The organism is Pseudoalteromonas sp. AWM4_233 (assembly GCF_056158285.1).
The window spans coordinates 1,171,113-1,190,596 of sequence record NZ_JBSWSZ010000001.1 but is presented as its reverse complement, the minus strand read 5'-3'; the positions used below and the strand labels follow the sequence as shown (position 1 = coordinate 1,190,596).

General features: G+C 40.3%; 12 protein-coding genes. 5 read left to right on the top strand and 7 right to left on the bottom strand.

All coding sequences use genetic code 11. From position 1 onward, the window contains the following. Positions 1 to 6: 6 nt before the first annotated feature. The 4 genes from ACXAC4_RS05185 to ACXAC4_RS05170 form a co-directional block, all read right to left on the bottom strand. Positions 7 to 897, bottom strand: coding sequence for a putative periplasmic lipoprotein (locus ACXAC4_RS05185; RefSeq protein WP_475159542.1), 891 nt, complete (start codon positions 895 to 897; stop codon positions 7 to 9). 328 nt (positions 898 to 1,225) lie between these two features. Further along, entirely contained in the window at positions 1,226 to 4,294 is a 3,069-nt protein-coding gene (locus ACXAC4_RS05180; RefSeq protein ID WP_475159541.1) for an efflux RND transporter permease subunit, read from the bottom strand. Continuing rightward, a complete protein-coding gene (locus ACXAC4_RS05175) occupies positions 4,281 to 7,541 on the bottom strand; it encodes an efflux RND transporter permease subunit (RefSeq protein ID WP_475159540.1) in 3,261 nt (1,086 codons plus the stop codon). Before ACXAC4_RS05175 ends, ACXAC4_RS05180 begins: the two co-directional genes overlap by 14 nt. A gap of 24 nt (positions 7,542 to 7,565) precedes the next feature. Continuing rightward, positions 7,566 to 8,696 carry an efflux RND transporter periplasmic adaptor subunit gene (locus ACXAC4_RS05170; protein WP_475159538.1) on the bottom strand — a complete coding sequence of 377 codons (1,131 nt, stop codon included), beginning with the start codon at positions 8,694 to 8,696 and terminating at the stop codon, positions 7,566 to 7,568. 267 nt (positions 8,697 to 8,963) lie between these two features. On the opposite strand from ACXAC4_RS05170, the gene gdhA reads away from it, so the two are divergent. Then, on the top strand, positions 8,964 to 10,307 hold the full coding sequence (gene gdhA / locus ACXAC4_RS05165) for an NADP-specific glutamate dehydrogenase (protein ID WP_475159535.1): 1,344 nt from the start codon (positions 8,964 to 8,966) through the stop codon (positions 10,305 to 10,307). A 68-nt stretch (positions 10,308 to 10,375) separates the two neighbouring features. Here the strand turns inward: gdhA and ACXAC4_RS05160 are convergent, their stop codons facing one another. Then, positions 10,376 to 12,544 carry a M3 family metallopeptidase gene (locus tag ACXAC4_RS05160; protein WP_475159533.1) on the bottom strand — a complete coding sequence of 723 codons (2,169 nt, stop codon included), beginning with the start codon at positions 12,542 to 12,544 and terminating at the stop codon, positions 10,376 to 10,378. A 240-nt stretch (positions 12,545 to 12,784) separates the two neighbouring features. Here ACXAC4_RS05160 and ACXAC4_RS05155 point away from each other — a divergent pair, with 240 nt between their 5' ends. Further along, on the top strand, positions 12,785 to 13,255 hold the full coding sequence (locus ACXAC4_RS05155) for a hypothetical protein (protein WP_475159532.1): 471 nt from the start codon (positions 12,785 to 12,787) through the stop codon (positions 13,253 to 13,255). Between the two features lie 69 nt (positions 13,256 to 13,324). Here ACXAC4_RS05155 and ACXAC4_RS05150 read toward each other — a convergent pair whose 3' ends face one another. Beyond that, a complete protein-coding gene (locus tag ACXAC4_RS05150) occupies positions 13,325 to 14,506 on the bottom strand; it encodes an alpha/beta hydrolase (RefSeq protein WP_475159530.1) in 1,182 nt (393 codons plus the stop codon). 114 nt (positions 14,507 to 14,620) lie between these two features. Here ACXAC4_RS05150 and ACXAC4_RS05145 point away from each other — a divergent pair, with 114 nt between their 5' ends. Both ACXAC4_RS05145 and ACXAC4_RS05140 read left to right on the top strand, forming a co-directional pair. Continuing rightward, positions 14,621 to 16,651, top strand: coding sequence for a winged helix-turn-helix domain-containing protein (locus ACXAC4_RS05145; RefSeq protein ID WP_475159529.1), 2,031 nt, complete (start codon positions 14,621 to 14,623; stop codon positions 16,649 to 16,651). 104 nt (positions 16,652 to 16,755) lie between these two features. After that, the gene (locus ACXAC4_RS05140) at positions 16,756 to 17,742 is read left to right on the top strand and encodes a hypothetical protein (RefSeq protein ID WP_475159527.1); all 987 of its coding nucleotides are present in this window, start codon (positions 16,756 to 16,758) and stop codon (positions 17,740 to 17,742) included. 41 nt (positions 17,743 to 17,783) lie between these two features. Here ACXAC4_RS05140 and ACXAC4_RS05135 read toward each other — a convergent pair whose 3' ends face one another. After that, complete coding sequence (locus ACXAC4_RS05135; RefSeq protein ID WP_475159526.1) at positions 17,784 to 18,899, bottom strand: serine hydrolase domain-containing protein; 1,116 nt, start codon at positions 18,897 to 18,899, stop codon at positions 17,784 to 17,786. Positions 18,900 to 19,122: 223 nt separating this feature from the next. Between ACXAC4_RS05135 and ACXAC4_RS05130 the strand changes: the two genes are divergently transcribed. Then, positions 19,123 to 19,467 carry a hypothetical protein gene (locus ACXAC4_RS05130; protein WP_475159523.1) on the top strand — a complete coding sequence of 115 codons (345 nt, stop codon included), beginning with the start codon at positions 19,123 to 19,125 and terminating at the stop codon, positions 19,465 to 19,467. Positions 19,468 to 19,484: the final 17 nt, after the last annotated feature.

Genomic DNA, 19,484 nt, shown 5'->3' with positions numbered 1-19,484 from the left:
ATTAACCTACTGCAGTTGGTTATTATAATGTTGGTTGTTAAATGACTCTTTTTCTCGCCAATCGCCATCGATACGATTAAATAGAGTCAAACTATAATTTACTGCAACCAGCAACGGCTTCTGCTCAGTGCTTAAAGTATTACTTAACCAAAACCTTGGTTTACCGACAAATGAAATGGCTGACACTTGGGTGTTATCAAAGCTAAAGCTCAAACCTGATTTGTTCGATAGCCAAGGGGCTGATTGGCGCTTTTCAACTTTATCGCCATTTTTAACTAAACTGATGCTGTCATTGATGCTTTTAATATCATATTTCAGCGCATCACTTGAAAACAGCGCTTTAACGCCACTGCCTTTTTCAGATAAAAGCGTAAGTTTCCAAATTTGTCCTTGATGCTTAATCGAACAAACCAAGAATGTCTTGTTTCTGCTCGCGATTGATTCTGAAGATGCTCTAACGCCATTCGAATTTAAATTATACGATTTATGCTCATTAGACAGTGATTGTGCGTAAATTTCGCAGTGAGAAGTGGCTGTTATGTCGTTATTTTGAGTCAGTTCAAAGTTGAAGCTTTGCTTACTTTCTAATTCAAATTCTTTTTTTATGAAAGAGAGCTCGTCATCAAACAAAATGTAATTTAAGTAGTTTGTCTCGTGCTCAATGTTTGTCAGCTTTCTATCTTCAAATTTTTTCCAGCTCGTATAAGTATTTTTAATGACATAATTTTCAATATCTATGTCATAAGCTGAGTCTGATACTGACAGCGTAGGTAAATTTACTGTAATGAGTTTTGAGTTAGACTCAAAGCTTTGTGATAAAGGGATAGTATAATCGACTGTCGATACACAACCTGATAAAAATGAAGCTGCTAAAAAGCCCACGAAATAACGACGCACATTCGACTCCTAAAATGCTTAATAATAGATAATTGATTTAACAATAATTAAAATCCCTAAACTTTAACAAGTTTAAATCTGTAATTAACTGTTCAATATAATAAATTTATAGAAAAATGGCGCTTAAAGCGCCATTTTATGTTTCGTAAGATTATAATACCAATTTCATTAGTCGCATGATCATTCTAGCGAGCTAAATAGCCCACTAACGTCGTCTAAAATTACTCATATAGAATAACTATATGTCATAATTTTATCCTTGTTATTTGACTATTTATCTATCGCAATAATTGCTCATAAATTTAATGCAATTGGTATAACCCGAAAGCTAGCTCAATTTAGATAACTTTTGGTTTGCATAAGCCCGAGCTTCAGCAAGTCGGTTACTACTGCCCTGACCTAAACGATAAAGTAGGTAATAGCAGTAAGGCACAAAGGCTAAACTGGTTAAGGTTGAAAAGATCAAGCCACCGATAATCGCAATCGCCATAGGTTTGTAATCTAATACACCTGAATCTGCTGAGCTACTATCAAATAACACAGGTAACATACCAATCACCGTCGTTGCTACCGTCATTAAAATTGGGCGTAAGCGGGTTGAACAGGCATCAACAATCGCTTGTTGTAAGTGCTCTGCTGAACCCTTAAAGCGGTTAATTTGGTCTATCAAGACTATGCCATTGTTTACCACTATACCCATGAGTACCAACATGCCTAACATGCCTGTTTCTCCTAAGCCCATACCAAGTAATGCAAAGGTCCAGTAAACCCCAACAAAGCCAAGACCTATCGAGCTCAGAATTGCAATTGGTAATAACAATGACTCAAACAACGCCGCCATTATCATAAAGATCAAGAACAGCGCAATCATCATATTAAAGACCATGTCTTTCATTGACTCATCTTGCTCAGCAAACTTAGGACCTAAACCCCAAGAATAACCTCGCGGTAATGTGATCGCATTCATCATCTCGTTCAGCGACTTTGCCGCTTCTTTGTGACTCACATCTTGAATATTCATCTCTATAGAAATCTGAGTTTGACGATCTCTGCGTGAAATGGTGCGCGGTGCTGGGCGTGTTTCTATTTCTACCAGTTGTTGCAAGGTTAAAATAGCGCCGTTTGATTCCATGACAGGTAAACTTTTAAGTTTTTCCATAGGAATAGCGCCCTGTTCATAGTAACCCGCGATAATTTCAACTTCACCTTTGTCTAAAGTCCTCAGCGTTTTCAAATTGAGACCACGCATTGCATTACCAATTTTAGTGGCAATTTCTTGCGTCGAAACACCCAGCTGCATAGCACGTTGTCTGTCTACCACTAGCTGCATTTCGTAAACATCGCCCTCAGCACTATTTTTTACATCGGTAAAATGTGGATGGGCTTCAATTACAGGAATAAGTTGTTCAGCCAACTCGTTTAACTTTGCCGTAGAACGACCGAACAGATAAACACTCACCGCCGTTCGAGATCCTGCTTCTCGTTGCAAAGACGCTTTTGCATACGCTGATTCAGGAAAGTTGCTACGAATATCTTCTTTAATATCTTCTATTGGTCTAGGTAAGTCTTCAACAAAACGTATGCTAGTCCATGCGCCCCTTTGATAGACGCCAGAATATACCTTTTTAATGCCTAGAGATTGTTTATTTTCTAATAAATAAGTTTCGATCTCTTGTAAAAACGCAAGTTTTTTATCGAGGTCAGGTTCACCCTTAAACTCATAAAAAATCTGCTGGCGCTTTTGAGATTGAGCGTCACTTGAGCTCTTATCAACCATACTTTTAGCCAGCATGACACTGGTAAACATAATTAAGAAAAAAGCGCCCACTCGCTTAGGATGGCTAAGACCCCAATTTAATGCTTTGCGGTATTTTTGCTGTACCTTATCGGAGCCAGATTCGTTTACGCCGGCATTGTCAGGTAACACACGATACATACACAATGGGATCAGGGTTTTCGCAACCAACAAAGACACCAATAAGGGCACACAAATAGACACAGCTATCTGCTGTAACATCACAGTTAAGAAATTACTATCACCCATGAGCAAAGGCAAAAAGATCACCACTGTAGTGAGTGTTGCACTCAAAATAGCCGTGCTGACTTTATCAACACCTTCTATGACTGCCGCTTTACCCGAGTCACCTTGTGCTCGTTGTTGCAAAATACTCTCACAAACCACCACCGAGTTGTCGATAAGCAAGCCTATTGCGATGATCAAACCAATCAAGGTCAGCATATTTAAGCTGAAGCCCATGAAGTAAATAATCGCCAGTGAAATACTTAATGAGACAGGCACAGCAAGCACCACAACGCCAGTAAGTTTCAGGTTACGTAAAAAGAACCATAGTACAAAGAATGATAATACCGCCCCGATTGCACCAGCCTGTAACAACGAAGAAATCGACACTTCAACACTGTTACCATCATCTCTGTCATATTGAATATCAATATGTTGCAGTTGTGGCTTTTGCATCACTTCATCAAGGGTTTCGCGAATGCGCTTTGCCACATCGACCACATTTGAATCCGATTCTCTGAAAATATCTAAGCCAACAGCTGGTTGACCGTCAACACGACGCTGCCATTGACGTTCACTCAAAGCATAGTGCACGTTGGCAATGTCAGAGAGTTTCACTCGCTCATTGATGCGTTGCGCACGAATATCTTCGATATCACGATATTGGCCCTGCGGTGTCACCGCATAGCGATAATCATCAGTATGTACTTCACCCACAGACTTTAAAAAGTTGGCTTCTTGAAGCACTCGCGTCACTTGTTGAATATCAACCCGATGCATAGCGAGTTTGTCAGGATCAAGTTTCACCCAAATTCTTGGCTGACGTAAATAAAGCTCTACGCGCCCCACGCCTTGAATGCGCTCCAATGGCATTTTTAGGTTGTTTTCTAAAAACTCATAGTCACGATTTAAAGATTTTTCACTCAATAATGTTAACTCAACAACCGGCATATCTTGAGTTGAAAACTTCATGACGTCTACGCGTTGTAAATCTTCAGGTAAAAGGTGTCGAACCAGATCGACCTTCTCACGTGCTTCTAAAATCGCCACATTTAAGTCGGTCGAAAACTTCATCTGTAGAGTTAGTGACGTCCACCCTGAAGAAGTGCGTGAAGTGACTGAGTTCACTCCACCCATGGTTGCCAAAGCTTCTTCAAGCGGTTTTGTGATTAAACGCTCAATCTCTTCAGGCGTCGAACCTGGGTATGATGCTCTCACAAACACGGCAGGCGCGTTAACCGCAGGCCAGCTATCAAGTGGAATAAGCTTGCTGCTCATAAGACCAGCGACTATCATTGATAGCATCAACATAAAGCAGGTCACTGGCCGTTTGAGAGCCAGTGCCGTCAAGTTTTTGATTGATTTAGCCTGCTTCATAGTCCGCCTTACCTAAGTTCTCATTTGCCTGCACTTGGTCACGGTTAAACACACTATATAAAACAGGAATAACAATCAGGGTTAAGAAGGTTGCAATCAATAACCCACTCATTACCGTAATCGCCAATGGCGCACGTAATTCTGCGCCCTCCCCTGTTGCCATCGCCATAGGTAATAAACCTAAAATTGTGGTCATGGTCGTCATAATGATTGGACGTAAACGCGAGTTGGCCGCTTCTAAAATAGCATCTAACATCGCGCAACCTTGCGCGCGTAATTGATTAATACGGTCAATTAATACAATGGCGTTGTTTACTACAATACCGCTTAGCATGATCAAACCAATAAAGGTGATCACACTTAAGCTGGTACCTGTGATAAATAAACCAAAGATTGACCCGAGTACCGCCAATGGCACGCTGAATAAAATGATGAACGGATTTAACAATGACTCAAACTGTGAAGCCATCACCAAGTAAACTAAGAATACCGCCAGCAATAGCGCCATGATTAATGACGAATAAGCTTCTTCCATTTGCTGATTCTGACCTATCACTTGGCTATAAATACGATCTGGTAATCCTAAAGATGCCACTTCACTGCGAACAACTTGTGCAGCTGTTGCTAAATCACCTTCTTTTACAGAGGCAGTAATAATGGCAACGCGCGCCTGATCTAAACGGTTAATTTCGTTCGGGCCAATAGACTCAGTGACTTTTGCAACCGCTGACAAAGGCACACTCTGGCCATTTTCACCATGAATGATTAAGTCACGGATCGCCGCCACTGAGTTACGCGAATCACGATCGACCTGAACTAAAATATCAACCTGACGATCATCTAGGTTATATTTGCTCGCTACATTACCGCCTATTTTGGTTGCCAGAATATCGGTAATGCCAGCTGCGGTTAAACCTAGGCTACTTAAACGTTGATGGTCAAACTCAATTTTCAGCTCAGGCTGCCCCGCTCTGAGCGATGTTGTGACATCGGCAAAACGGTTTTGCTGTTGTAGTTGCGATACCAACCTATCGGCGTACAGTTTTAACTCATCGAGCTGATAACCACTCATGACCACAACTAATGGACGTTCTTGCTCAAACATACGACTTTGCGTGAACTCCGCATTGACCTGCGCCATGCCAGATAGTTGCGCACGTAACGCATCTTGCACCGCGCTTAGTTGTGCTGGTGTTTCAGTTTTAACAACCAGTTGCCCCCAGTGAGAGCCGCCGCGTGTCGCACTGCTCATCATCAGACTACCTGTGCCCGACATACTATAAGTGTGCACCACACCTGGCATATCAACGACTGAGCGAGCCAGCAAATTAAGCTGTTGGTCAGTTTGTTCAATCGGCGTGCCCTGGCGCAGCGTGACTTCTAGAGTCAGTTCTGTTTGCGCCACTTCAGGCATCAGCTCCATGCCCAATTTAGGCAATAAACTTGCAACACCCACAGCAAAAACTAAAGAAATTGAAATGACCAATGCGCGCTGTTTCATCGCGCCTTTAAGTAGCTTGTCATACCCTTTAGCAAAGATTTTATAAACGCCATTAAATGCAACATAAGCCGGATAAGTAATTTTGCTGGTGCACCAGCCAATAATTTTCGACAGCATCATAATAAGGCGCAATATCCAACGCCCAATAAAACATGGGATCACAACTGCTACAAACTTGAATGGCAGTAATAACAGGCTAAGCCATTTCTTTGCACCTGTTTTCACGGGCTTTTCAGATTCAATGTTGTCAAGGTTTGCATCACCCGAGGCAATTGAAAATTGACGTGACGCCAACATTGGAATAAAGCTCAGTGCCACAATTAATGAGGCAAGTAGAGCAAAGGTGACCGTTAGTGCTTGATCGCTGAAAATCTCACCAGCAAAGCCTGTGACAAAAGCCAAAGGTGCAAATACTGCCAATGTTGTCAGTGTAGACGCTGTAACTGCACCCGATACTTCATTGGTGCCTTCAATTGCTGCTTGTTCAACATTTTGGCCTTGTTCTTTTTTACGATAGATATTTTCAAGCACTACGATGGCGTTATCGACCAATAAGCCAACCGCCAATGCAATACCGCCTAAAGACATAATGTTTAGGCTGATGTTATTGGCAAACATCAAGTTAAAGGTTGCAATGATGGAGGTTGGAATAGCCAGTGCAATGATGATTGTCGGTTTAAACTTACCTAAGAAAAGATACAAAACCACAATCGCAAGTAGACCACCGATAATGGCAGTTTGCTTTACTTCATCAATAGCTTTTTCGATAAACTCGGCCTGATTTGACAGAATTTTCAGCTCAGCGTTTTCTGGTAATTCATCCTGTAGCTGTTTGATTTTAGCCTGTACACGTTTGGCCACAGCCACTGTATTAGCATCGCCCTCTTTGTACAAAGCCATCTCGATTGCTTCATTGCCATTAACTCGAGTAATATCTTGACGCTCTTTTACACCATCAACCACAGTGGCAATGTCACGCAAGTAAACCGTTTGTCCGGCATCTTGTTTAATAATGACATCGCCAATTTCTTCGATATAAGTAAACTGGTTAAGGGTGCGAACTAAAAACTCTTGCTGACCGTCATAAACTCGACCAGCCGACACATTGATGTTTTCATTTTTAATACGGTTAGTGATCATCTCAGCGGTCACATCACGAAGATTGGCTTGTTGTTGGTCAATAAGCACTTGTACTTCTTGCTCTAAGCCACCACTGAGTTGAACTGCTGCAACCCCATCAATAGGTTCAAGGGCGCGTTTTAACTCTTCTTCTGCGTAAGTACGCAGCGATCTTAGCTGTGTATAAGATTGCGCTTCACCTGAGATGCTTAGTCTTAAAATTGGGTCTAAAGATGGGTTAAACCTTAAAATGACGGGTTTTCTGAGCTCAACAGGTAGCATTACCATATCGAGTTTTTCGCGAAGTTCCATAATGGCCAGATCCATATCTGTGCCCCATTGAAACTCGATGACTAAATCTGATTGACCCGGTTTAGAAATAGAATGCAGTTTGCGAATGCCTTTAACAACACCCACCGCTTCTTCAATTGGTTTTGAAATCAGTTGTTCAATTTCAGCGGGGGCCGCACCGGGGTTTTCTGTTCTAACTGTTAAAGTTGGATAACTCAAATCAGGTAATAACGACACCACAAGGCGTGAAAAACCCACCATACCAAACAACATCACCGCCAAAACCAACATGGTTATGGTCACTGGGCGCTTTACCGCAAGCCTAGCAATATTCATACTCTGTCCTTACTTCTGGCGCGATTAAAGCTGTTGAGATTTGTCTTCAGTATTGTTCACGATGGCACTTTGGTCGTGATTTAACACTTTCAGTAAGGCATCGTCTTTCAAACCATGTTGACCTACAGTGATAACGCCATCTTCATTCGGAATAGGGGTAATGACTTCTACCCAACCGTCTTGGGTGTAACCCGTTTCCACTTCAAGTTTTTTAGCTCTGTCATTCTGTGCAACGAACAGGGTTGCTTTACCATCTTTTTTGATTACTGCGTTTTCAGGTACCAAAGTAACGCCTTGCTTGCTATCAAGCAGTAAAGCAACGCGGGCAAACATCCCCGGCTTTAAAGTATTCTCTTGATTATCAATCGTCAGTGTCACTTTGAATGTGCCTAACTTGCTATCTACCAAAGGGGCAATTCGCAGTACGGTTGCTTCTAGTTGTAGGTTTGGTTCTGCAGGAAAATGAAGTTTAGCAACTTGACCTAGCTTTACTTTACTTAGCTCTGACTCAGGCAAGTAAACCACACCAATGAGTGAGTCTAGTGACACAACATGGAACATTTCATTGCCTGAAGTACTTAGCATGTTATGTGCTTTAACGGAACGTTTTGCGATAACGCCGTCAATCGGCGAAACAACCTTACTGTCGCGAAGTTTAATTCTGGCAACTTCTAGTTGGTTTTCTGTGGTTTGCACTCTAAAACGCAGTTTATCAAGGTCTTTTTCAGAGATCAGCTGTTTGCCGTCAACTGGCTGGCTTCGACGGTACTCTGACTTTGCTGATTCGTAATCAATCTTGGCACGTTCAAAATCTAATTCATAATTGCGCGGGTCAATTTGTGCAAGTAAGTCCCCGGTACTCACACGCTGACCTTCTTGTGCATGCACAGATTCAAGCATGCCCGTTACCTTATTAACCACCTTACTTTCTTGCTCTGCTTCTAAAATGGCAGTGGTTTGATAGAACTTGGCAACATCACCGACTTTTGAAAAAGTGACTTCAACAGGAATGGCAAACTCTTCTTTTTCTTGTTTTTTCGCAACTTGCTCGGTTTTGCTATCTGCTTTTTCAGTGCTTTCTTCGCCTGAACAAGCAACTAAGCCTAATACTGATAATGCCAAAAGTGATTTTTGAAATGAATTTAGCAACGACATATTCCCTTCTTATTTTACTAGCCATATGTTATTTGCTCACATCATAAGCGAAAAGGTAAATAAAAAATAACTCTGCCTTTGTTAATTTGTAAGCGTTTGTAAATTGGAAACAATTGGTAACATTTGTTCTAAATAGCCAATAGGCTCATATCAACTGAACAACATGAAATTCAAAAGAATAAGTCACAAAACCTGCGAGTTAGACTAGGCTCAAAATAGCGAAATAGCCCACTTTTTGGAACAACGCAAAACCTAACAGGTGAACATATGTACGATAATTTAACCCTAGAACACTTTATGGACGGGCTCATTAAAAGGAACCCGCATGAAGTAGAATTTCATCAAGCAGTCAAAGAAGTTGCAGAGTCAGTAATCCCTTTTATTAATCAAAATAAAAAATATCACCAAGCGCATATTCTAGAAAGAATGACTGAACCAGATAAGGTTGTGTCTTTTCGTGTCACTTGGGAAGATGACCAGGGTAATATCCGTATTAACCGTGGTTATCGAGTGCAATTTAACAATGCCATCGGGCCCTACAAAGGCGGACTTCGTTTTGATCCATCAGTCAGTTTAAGCGTTTTGAAATTTCTGGGCTTTGAGCAAACCTTTAAAAATAGCTTAACCACCTTACCCATAGGCGCAGGTAAAGGCGGTGCTGATTTTAACCCTAAAGGTAAATCAGATAGAGAAATCATGCGCTTTTGCCAATCATTTATGACCCAGCTTTATCAACATATTGGCCCTAATATGGACGTACCCGCCGGAGATATCGGCGTGGGGTCAAAAGAAATCAGCTATTTATTCGGTCAGTACAAACGCATTACCCATAGATTCGAAAGCGTGCTCACAGGTAAAGCAATTGAGTATGGTGGCAGCCTTATTCGCACTGAAGCAACGGGGTATGGTAATGCGTTTTTTATGCAAGCTATGCTCACTCACCACCAGCACGACATTAAAGGCAAGACTTGCTTAGTATCAGGGTCAGGCAATGTTGCGCTTCATTGTGCAGAGAAGCTAATACACCTTGATGCCAAAGTGCTCACGCTTTCAGACTCTAGTGGCACACTATTTATTCCTGATGGCCTCACGCAAGTACAACTTGATAAAATTAAAGAAATTAAGATCCAGCAACGCAAACGGCTAGATGTGTTGACCAATGAGTTTAATTGCGAGTTTTTCGAAAACAAAAAACCTTGGCATATAAATGCACAACTCGCTTTCCCTTGTGCTACTCAAAATGAGCTTACAGAAGAAGATGCAAAACAATTGGCTGAAAATGGCTGTATTGCGGTATCAGAAGGCGCCAATATGCCTAGCACACCTGAAGCCGTAAAGGTGTTTCATGATAATAAAATTCTTTATGCACCGGGCAAAGCCGCAAACGCAGGTGGTGTTGCTGTATCAGCTTTAGAAATGTCGCAAAACAGCATTCGTATGTCTTGGTCACACGAGGAACTGGAAGAGAAACTGCACAATATCATGAAGCAAATACATGATAAATGCGTGCAACATGGTGAACATGAAGAACATGTTGATTATGTCAAAGGTGCCAACATCGCGGGCTTTATTAAAGTGGCTGATGCCATGTTGGCTTATGGAGTTGTTTGATACTTATACAAAAAAGCCCAGCAATCGCTGGGCTTGATGTCTTTTATTTAAAGCTAACTGCTAAAAAATTATTCAGATACAGGGAAGCCTCGGTCACGCATTAACGCGCCTACTTCTGCATCACGACCACGGAACTTGTTATAAGCTTCAGCTGGATCCATTGCATTACGTACTGAGAATAAGTACTGAACTAAACGGTCTCCTAAGTCTTTGTCGTAGAAGCCACCCGGTGCATTTGCAAATGCTTCTGCTGCATCAGAGGTTAATACTTCAGCCCAAAGGTAGCCATAATAACCTGCTGAATAGCCTTCACCAGAGAAGATATGGCCAAAATGCGTTGTGCGGTGGCGCATTACGATTTCAGATGGCATGCCTAATTTCGCAAGTTCTGTTTTTTCAAACTCAACCGGATCGCCAATTAGCTCAGGATCAGTCATATGGAATTTCATATCCATGATCGCAGAGGCCAGGTATTCAGTTGTTGAGAAACCTTGGTTAAACGTTGAAGACTTTTGGATCTTCTCGATTAACTCTTTTGGCATTGGCTTGCCTGTTTTGTAATGAACAAGGTAGTTGTTGATCACTTCGTCAGTTGATAACCAACGCTCTAACAACTGAGATTGGAACTCAGTGTAATCACGCACGCCGCCGTTTGAGCTTGGGTATTTCACATTTGAAGAAAGTGCGTGTAACGCATGACCAAATTCGTGGAAGTAGGTATTCGCATCATCCCAAGAAACCAGTGTTGCTTCACTGTTTGGCGCTTTAACAAAGTTTGAGTTATTGGTGCTCAGTACGTTTGTCTTACCTTGGAATGTAGTGTGTGAACGGAATGACGTTGCCCACGCACCTGAACGCTTACCTTTACGAGCAAATGGGTCAAGGTAGAATAAACCAACGTGTTCGCCGTTAGACTTACGTTTCACTTCCCATACTTTCACATCTTCATGGAAGACTGGCACTGAACCCTCAGGTACTGGTGTGAATGTGAAATCAAATAACTCACCCGCCACATAGAACATGGCTTCAGTTAACTTATCAGCTTGAAGGTATTCTTTTACTTCGTTTGAATCTAAGTCGTATTTCGCTTTACGTACTTTTTCAGCGTAGAAACGGTAATCCCAAGGCGCGATTGTGATATTCGCACCTTCTTTATCTGCTACCGCTTGCATGTCTGCTACTTCTTCTTTTACGCGCGCAATCGCAGCAGGCCATACTTTATTCATCAGTTCGATGGCATTTTCAGGCGCTTTTGCCATGCGATCTTCTAAACGCCACTGTGCATAGTTTTCGTAGCCTAGAAGCTGAATACGTTCATGACGTAGCTTTAAAATTTGGCTGATCACGTCACGGTTATTGTTTTCGCCCGCATTATTCCCACGGTTATAATAGTTATTCCAAACCTGCTCACGTAGTTCACGTTCTTCAGAATACTTTAAGAATGGGTCCATTGATGAACGCGTATTCGTTACGGCATATTTGCCTTCTTGACCACGCGCTTTTGCTGCTGCCGCTGCTGCAGAGATGTATGACTTAGGTAAGCCAGCTAGCTGATCTTTTGTAAGATAAACGACATAGTTTTCTTCATCAGCCAAAACGTTGTTACCAAACTTAGAGTGTAAGCCCGATAGCTCTAAGTTAATTTCAGCATAACGCTTTGCTTTGTCACCCGAAAGTGTTGCACCGTTACGTGCAAAACCGTTGTAACGCATCCAAGTAATACGCTGCTCTTCAGCCGTTAAGTTTTTAAACTCATCACTATTGTAAACCGCTTGAATACGTTCAAATAACGCTTTGTTTTGCGTGATTTTAGAGCTCATCGCAGAAAACTTAGGCACTAGTTTACTTTGTAACTCACGAAATGCAGGGCTTGAGTTATTGTTTGCCCAAATGCCATAGTATGGGAATAAACGATCAAGTGCTTCACCTGACGCTTCAAGTGCCACTATGGTGTTTTGAAAAGTTGGCTTCTCAGGGTTATTTGCAATCGCATCAATTTCTGCAAGGTTTTCAGCAATTGCAATATCCAGTGCTGGTTCTAAATCCGCAATCGTTACTTTGTCGAACTGTGGTACGCCGTCATAAGGTCCTGCATACTTTTGCAATAAAATATTGTCGTATTGCTTGTCAACTTTTTGTACTACAGGTTCAACTTGTTGTGATGTGCTTTGCGTACTGCTACACGCACTCAGTGCAACTACAACTGCTGCACTTAATAGAGAGATTTTTAGTTTCATTTTAGATGTTCTCAGTTTGTTAACCCCTCTATGTTACGAGGCAAACCAATCAGTGCAATAATAAATGCGATGAGAATAGTATCTAAATGTAAATTGTCTCTATAAATCTAAAATCATCTCATTTATCTCAGTAATTAATTTCAACTTTCTGTATTAAAATTATTCAACAGGCAGGGTATTTACAAAATAAAACATAAGGTTAACAATTGTACCTCTTTTAATTTTTCAAAGGATTTTGAAATGAAAACTACAACTTTGATTGCAAGTGTTTTTCTTGCACTCACTTTTAATGCTGCAGCTAACACTGCTGAAAAAGAAATAAAAACAACTGACTTTAATACTTTTTACGACACTCAGGTTGCAAGCCCTGACTGTGGTGGTTATTGGGATGAGCGTCGTGTTCGTGTGTGTGACTATCGCACTGAGCTCACTGATATTGCATACAAAACGTGTCACTACAAGTTAATGTATAAAAACTCAATGACAACTTATCCTGATTGGACGACTAAAACTGTACTGGCTAGTCAAAGCTGTCCTAATGACTGGACAATTCCTGGCCCTTATGGTTATGCACCGGGCGGTGTTTATGTCCATCAACATGATACTTTCTTCACTCAACAAGAGCGTAAAACAGTTGCATATAATTGCCGTTGGGAAACTCGCAGTGTTTGGGTACCAAACGGTGGTCAATTCTGTCCAATTGAACCATAATTTGTATAGCGTTGAGCGGTAATACCGCTCAACACTTCATCACTACATCACTACATCACTACATCACTTTCAAAGTTTATCCTTAATCTCTTGTTGAAGGTCTTTACTCCTTCTGTACTGTCTTGAATTAGGTGGTGCGTATTCAACAGCCAACCGAATAGAATTGGCAGCCTGGTAAGGTTTATTTTGAGCAAGAAATAGCCTGGCTAACTCATAATTAGGCGCCGATTGCTTTGGGTAAAAACCCTGCCACTTGTTAATCACATAATGAGCTTCGTCGTAATGTTGCTCTCTTATCAAATAAGTTGTTAGTCCCCATAGCTCATTAAATTCAGGTATCACCTTATACCCTAATCGAGTCGATAAGCGCTCATAGTGCGCATCAAATTTCTCTGGCGCTCCCACCATGGCATTGCTCGATAACCACCAATCACGAAATGTATATCTGAGGGCGTGATATAACCCAAGGTGTGCAATCGTCATATGATCTTCACCTGAAATAAATCGAGCACTTATATCAAGAGACTTAGGAGCTTTTGTTTTTAATAATGTTAAGAATTTCTCAAAAGCAGCATACTGATTTACAAACGGGGTTTCTTTTTCACTGTAAGCCACAAGTATTTTATTATTTGCCGAATTCACTAGGCTTTGCTCTATCTCATTCAAAATCTCGCCATCAGCCCAAGCTAAGGTTGGTGAGAGCGCAAAATAAGCATCAAATTTTTCGGGGTGACGCACAAAAGTAAACATAGTGAATAGGCCACCTAAAGAATGGCCGCTCAATATCTCAAAAGGCGCAGTTCGATAAGTTTGGCTTATCAGTGGCTTCACCTCAGTTTCGATAAAAGCCAACAGCTTTTCAGCACCTTCAGCTATACTGAATAGAGTACCATCTTGATGATACGGGCTTAGCTCATTGTGACGGTCAAAGGTCTGAATACCCACAACAATTAACTCTGATATTCCACCCGCTAGGTAATGGATCATAGGCGCAGCATGAGGCATCTGCATGTTTGCATCAGTTAGGTATATAACCGGATAATTTTTGTCTTTATTTTGCTGATAGCTAGCAGGCAAAGACACGAGAATTTCTCTCGTTTCGCCATAGACTTTTGATTTTATTTTAGTAATGTTAGGCGCCTGCGCAGTTGCTATAGGGGTAATGAGAAATGCTAATAGCAGCCAAACTATTCGCGCGTAATCGAATTTTTGTAAGAAAGTAACCATAAGAAAAGCCTTATAAACAAACATAGGACTCACTCTATAAACGAGTAGATTCAAACGCGATAAAGTCGCAGCAATGTTTCTCTTAGGAATAACTTAGGCTTTTTATAACTATTATTATCAATACGTTAAATGACTTCCATGGACAAATTTTATCTAAATAATATCTTCATTGATGCAAAGAGAAACCAAGTTTGTCATGGAGAAACCTGTGAATTAGTTGAACCAAAGGCAATGGCATTGCTTTGCGTATTTGCACAACACCCAAAAAAAGTGCTCAGCCAAGAGTTTTTATTCGAGCAGGTTTGGCCAAATCGCATATTTGCCCCCAGCTCTCTGCAACGTTTGATCGCACTATTAAGAAAGGCATTAAAAGACGACAGCAAGGCCGCGAAAATTATTCAGACACATGCAAAACGTGGTTACAGTCTTGAGATTTCACCAGAAATAAAGAAAGTAAAAACGGATATAGAGGCAACCAAGACCAAAAAGCCCAGATTACATCAAACTTTGGCCTTTATTTGTGCAGCCTGCATGCTATGTATACTCTTGGCATATCTGTTTATTGTGCCGTCACAACAAGAGGCACAGCTGTCTATTGTAAAATCAAAAGCGCTTACCCACTCTACTGACCAGGAATCTAGAGGTAAGTTATCGTTTGATGCTGAAAAACTAATTTTCATGCAACAAAAACATGATGGTTTTGAATTAGTTTTAAAAACGCTTTCTAATACAAACAAGTATGTTTTACTAAAGCAGCATGAGCCCTTTACATTTGCTTGGTTAGATAATGATAAAATTATTGTCAGCTTTAAAGAGCCTAAATCTGATTCGATAAAGCTAAAAATATATGAAGTTGAAAATAGCCTTATTACCTTTAGGCACAGCATCAATTTGCCAGATGATGTAACCCAAGTTGATCATCTATCTACGTCTACTAATGGGCATATCTATTTTGTGGCGACTCAACAAATAGCTGATAGAACAATACCTTTTCTCTCAGAGATCACTTTTGAGAAACAGCAGATTACCTTTTTAGCCCCATTGCCATTAAGTACACGAGTACACTCACTGGCAGTGGCGCCTGATTCAGTATTTATATCACTTACTCAAAACCAAACTGCCCAAAAAATAATGCGCTTTAGCAAACATACTTATGATTTTACCTCGATAAAAGAGGGCCTATCATCTATTTACCACCTCGTTTGGTATGCACCTAAAGCACAACTTTTACTTTTTGATACGCTTAAGCCTGAAGTAAGAATGATCGATGGTAAATCTCTAAATAACGAGAAAATAAACAATGTAAAGCTTGTTCCAGTTCAGTTTTTCGATACCTCACCACTTACTCAAGTCTCGCTGCAAAATAGCAAATTAATCGCAACGATTTTTAGCGAAAATATAGACATTCTTTCTAATTTAGAAGGGATATTTAAATCTAACAGTAAATATGAAGACTACCTTGCAAGTGTTTCTTCAGATGGAGAGAAAATTGTCTTTGTTTCTCAAAAACATGGGCCACCAATGTTATTTCTGAGACAAAATGAACAAGATGAGGTGATCTTTAACAATAGTCTACGAAGTGATTTTATATCGAAAGCCATATGGTCTCCTGATAACACTGAACTTGCTTTTGCCGCCTCGGGCAAGGCATTTGTGTATCATCTTGCCACCAATCAAATTACAACCTTAGAGTCAGATGTCTATATTGTACGAGTTGACCATTGGTCAGAAGATAAAAACACCTTGATCACAACAACTCACCAAGCAAACTCGTCCTTACACTTTGATTTAAGCACCGGCTCAACCAAAGTATTTAATCAACGCGGTACAGTTATTTTTAGTAATGAAAATCAACAAACTGTTTGGGAGCGCAATAAAGTTTTTAACTTACAAGGTGAACAAGCGTGGTCATTTAATGACGGAGAAATTGTGCACGCATTCAGTTTAGAACAACACATTCTGGTTCATGTCAGAACAGACACTGGTAAAAATTACTTAGTAACGTTATCAACAAACTTAGAAGAGCGAGATAAATTAGCCTTACCACCAGAAGCTGACTTTGTTTCGAGCGCCTACTATGATGAGAAAACCGCGCAGTTTATCTATTTTTACTCGCATTGGCTGGACAATGACGCTGATATTGTTTCAAGCCAGATATCTTTTAACTAAGCGGTTTTCAAGGAAGCACGTAGTTAAGTAGCAAATTAGTATTATTAAAAAAATCACAACACGTTTACAATAACTATATTGTTCGGTTTTGCTTGGTCATTTTTATGAGTCTATTGTTGTCTTTGTTATTGTCAGCCTCTGCAACTGTCAGTTCTGAATTAATAGAGAATCTATCTCAGCTAGAAAAAAACAATCCGAAGCAAGCGCTAGCTGAGTACAAAAGACAAAAACACCAGTACCAAAATACCTTTAACGAAGACGCACTCCAATTTCATCGTATCGCTATCAAGGCTGCAATCAATGTATATGATTGGCAAAGCTTTACGAATATCTTAACAACCTTGAAAAAAAAGCAGTTTGCAGCCGTAACAGAAAAAAAAGCTTTGCATATTATTAATGATATTGGTGTGGCATACAGGCAAAATAATCAACACCAAGATGCGATACAGCACTTTACTTGCGCCTTAACAAAAACTACAAGTATTAACTACACAGCGGCCCTGAAATCAAACATAGCAACAGCCTACCGCGTTCAAGGACAACCTTCCGTCGGATTTCAGTTACTCGATTCAATTGAGTTTGATGTCTTAGATGCCAATATCAGCGCAGGTATTCATATTGTCCGAGGTAACATTGCTCTGCATATTGACCAGGCAGATAAGGCGCTTAACCACTTTTTAGAAGCCAACAAGTTATTTCAATTACAAAATAAACATAGAGACTCGGTTCGACTCACGTTCTCTATTTTAACCACTGCACTCATAAAACAAGACCTTGCGTTATACAAAGAATATCGGGCTAATATAGAAAACAAGATTCGTGAGTATGCAATCGAAAATCATGACTATCTGCTTTTCTTAGATGAAGTTAAACATGCAATAGCCATTGAAAATGTATCGAGCTTACGAACTCAACATATTTCTGAGCTGGTTAAACTTTTAATGGATCATGATGACGCCAATGAAAATGTCAGGCTATTACTTAAATCTCTAAACCTAAAGGTGCTTGTTCCACCAGGTCAGAACAGACAGCCTAAAGAGCCTTTACTTGAGCCTAATTTAGCATCACCATGGTGTGAAGAAATGAAATAAAAGGCAAGAAGAGGCAACAGTACTTGCCTTTTGAAAATAAACTACAGAACCAACATTCGTAACTCCTTGACCACTTTTGCAATATCAACAGACGTATCATTACAAAACACAATCGAAGCATATTTTTTCTCTGGTATGCGCTCGTAGTTTGTCACTGTGCCAAGCCAGCCACCGCTGTGATAAACAATTTCAATATCGTTTTTCTCACCTATGAATTGCCCGTTTGCATATTTTCGACCTTCAATGGTGATCTCAGCATTATTTGGCTGCATAAACTTCGCAAGGAGCTTTTCAGGTTGCTTACCTAATGTCGGGTTATAAAAATAAGCGTCCCACTTAGCCATATCTTCAACTGTTGTGTGTAACCCACCATCTCCAACCCAGAATAGATTGGTCATATTGGTAAAGTATTCACCCTCTTTGTTTTTACTGTAACCATCAGCGCGATTTCTAACAATTTCAGTTGGTTCATCACTGAAGAAGGTATTGCTCATGCCCAGAGGCTTGAAAATGCGCGCTTCACTGTAATCTCTTAAACTCTCACCTGATACGCGTTCAACCAGCATAGACAGAAGAAAATATGCGTAGTTGCTGTACCGGAAGTCTTCATTCGGTTTATTTCTTAAGGGTACCGTTTTAACGTAATCGTAAAACTCTTGAATGGTGAGATAATCTTCTTTACCTAAGCGGAACTCTCCACCCATGGTCGATTTAAGTTTGAAGGCGTCTTTATCTAGCTCTGCATCGACAAAATCATAATCTCCCATGCCTGAAAAATGACCTAACATCGCATTAATCGTTACTGATTCTTTGTAATCTCTAAGCTCAGGTAGATATTTACGAATATCAGCGTTTAAATTAATTTTACCTTCATCGGCAAGTAATAAGACTGCCATCCCTGTAAACTGCTTGGAAACAGACGCAATACGGTGAACATGTGAGCCATCAAGGGGCACGTTTAGCTCCATATTTGCTAAACCATAGCCTGCTTTGTGAATGAGTTTTCCATCTTTGATCACACCCACACTACAACCAGGGCTGGTTGATTTGATCTCTGAAAACACATTATCGATTTCAATTTTGTTAAGCGTGTTCGCTTGTGAGGATGTGCTTGCTATTAAACCTGATACAGCCAATGCGATAAGTTTACTTTTCATAACTATCCTTGAGTCATTAAAAAATTAAATAAAATTACATATTTTTTTTTGTAGTTAGCAACTGATTGTTTGTAACAAAGTGTTGAAAATTCGAGCAAAAGAACATTATTTGCTCAACCAATCAAAGCTGAACCTGATACCTTATAACATACTGTTTAATTTGACATTTTTATTATATGAACAAATATAAAATGGTATTTTAAAACCACTTAAGGAAATTAGCATGAGAAATACTGTTTTGTTTTCAACATTACTTTTGGCAGGTTCAGTGATAGCTGGTGAGCACAAAGAACATGATGGCCATAAACATATGCATAATGCCAAATGCGGGCATGCCTCTGAGTGGCATATTGACCATTTTGATTATAATCATGATGGTCATGATCACCACACACACGCAGGACATACTCATGAAGCGTTGACTGAAACGCATAAAAAACACAAACATGCACACAGTTTAGAATGTGGTCATAAACAGCGTATCGAAAATGGGCGGGTGGAATATAAGCATGATGGTCACTGGCATCACCAACATGGCAATCACTTTCATGAAACCCATGGTGAGTAAAAACATTCAACCCTAGA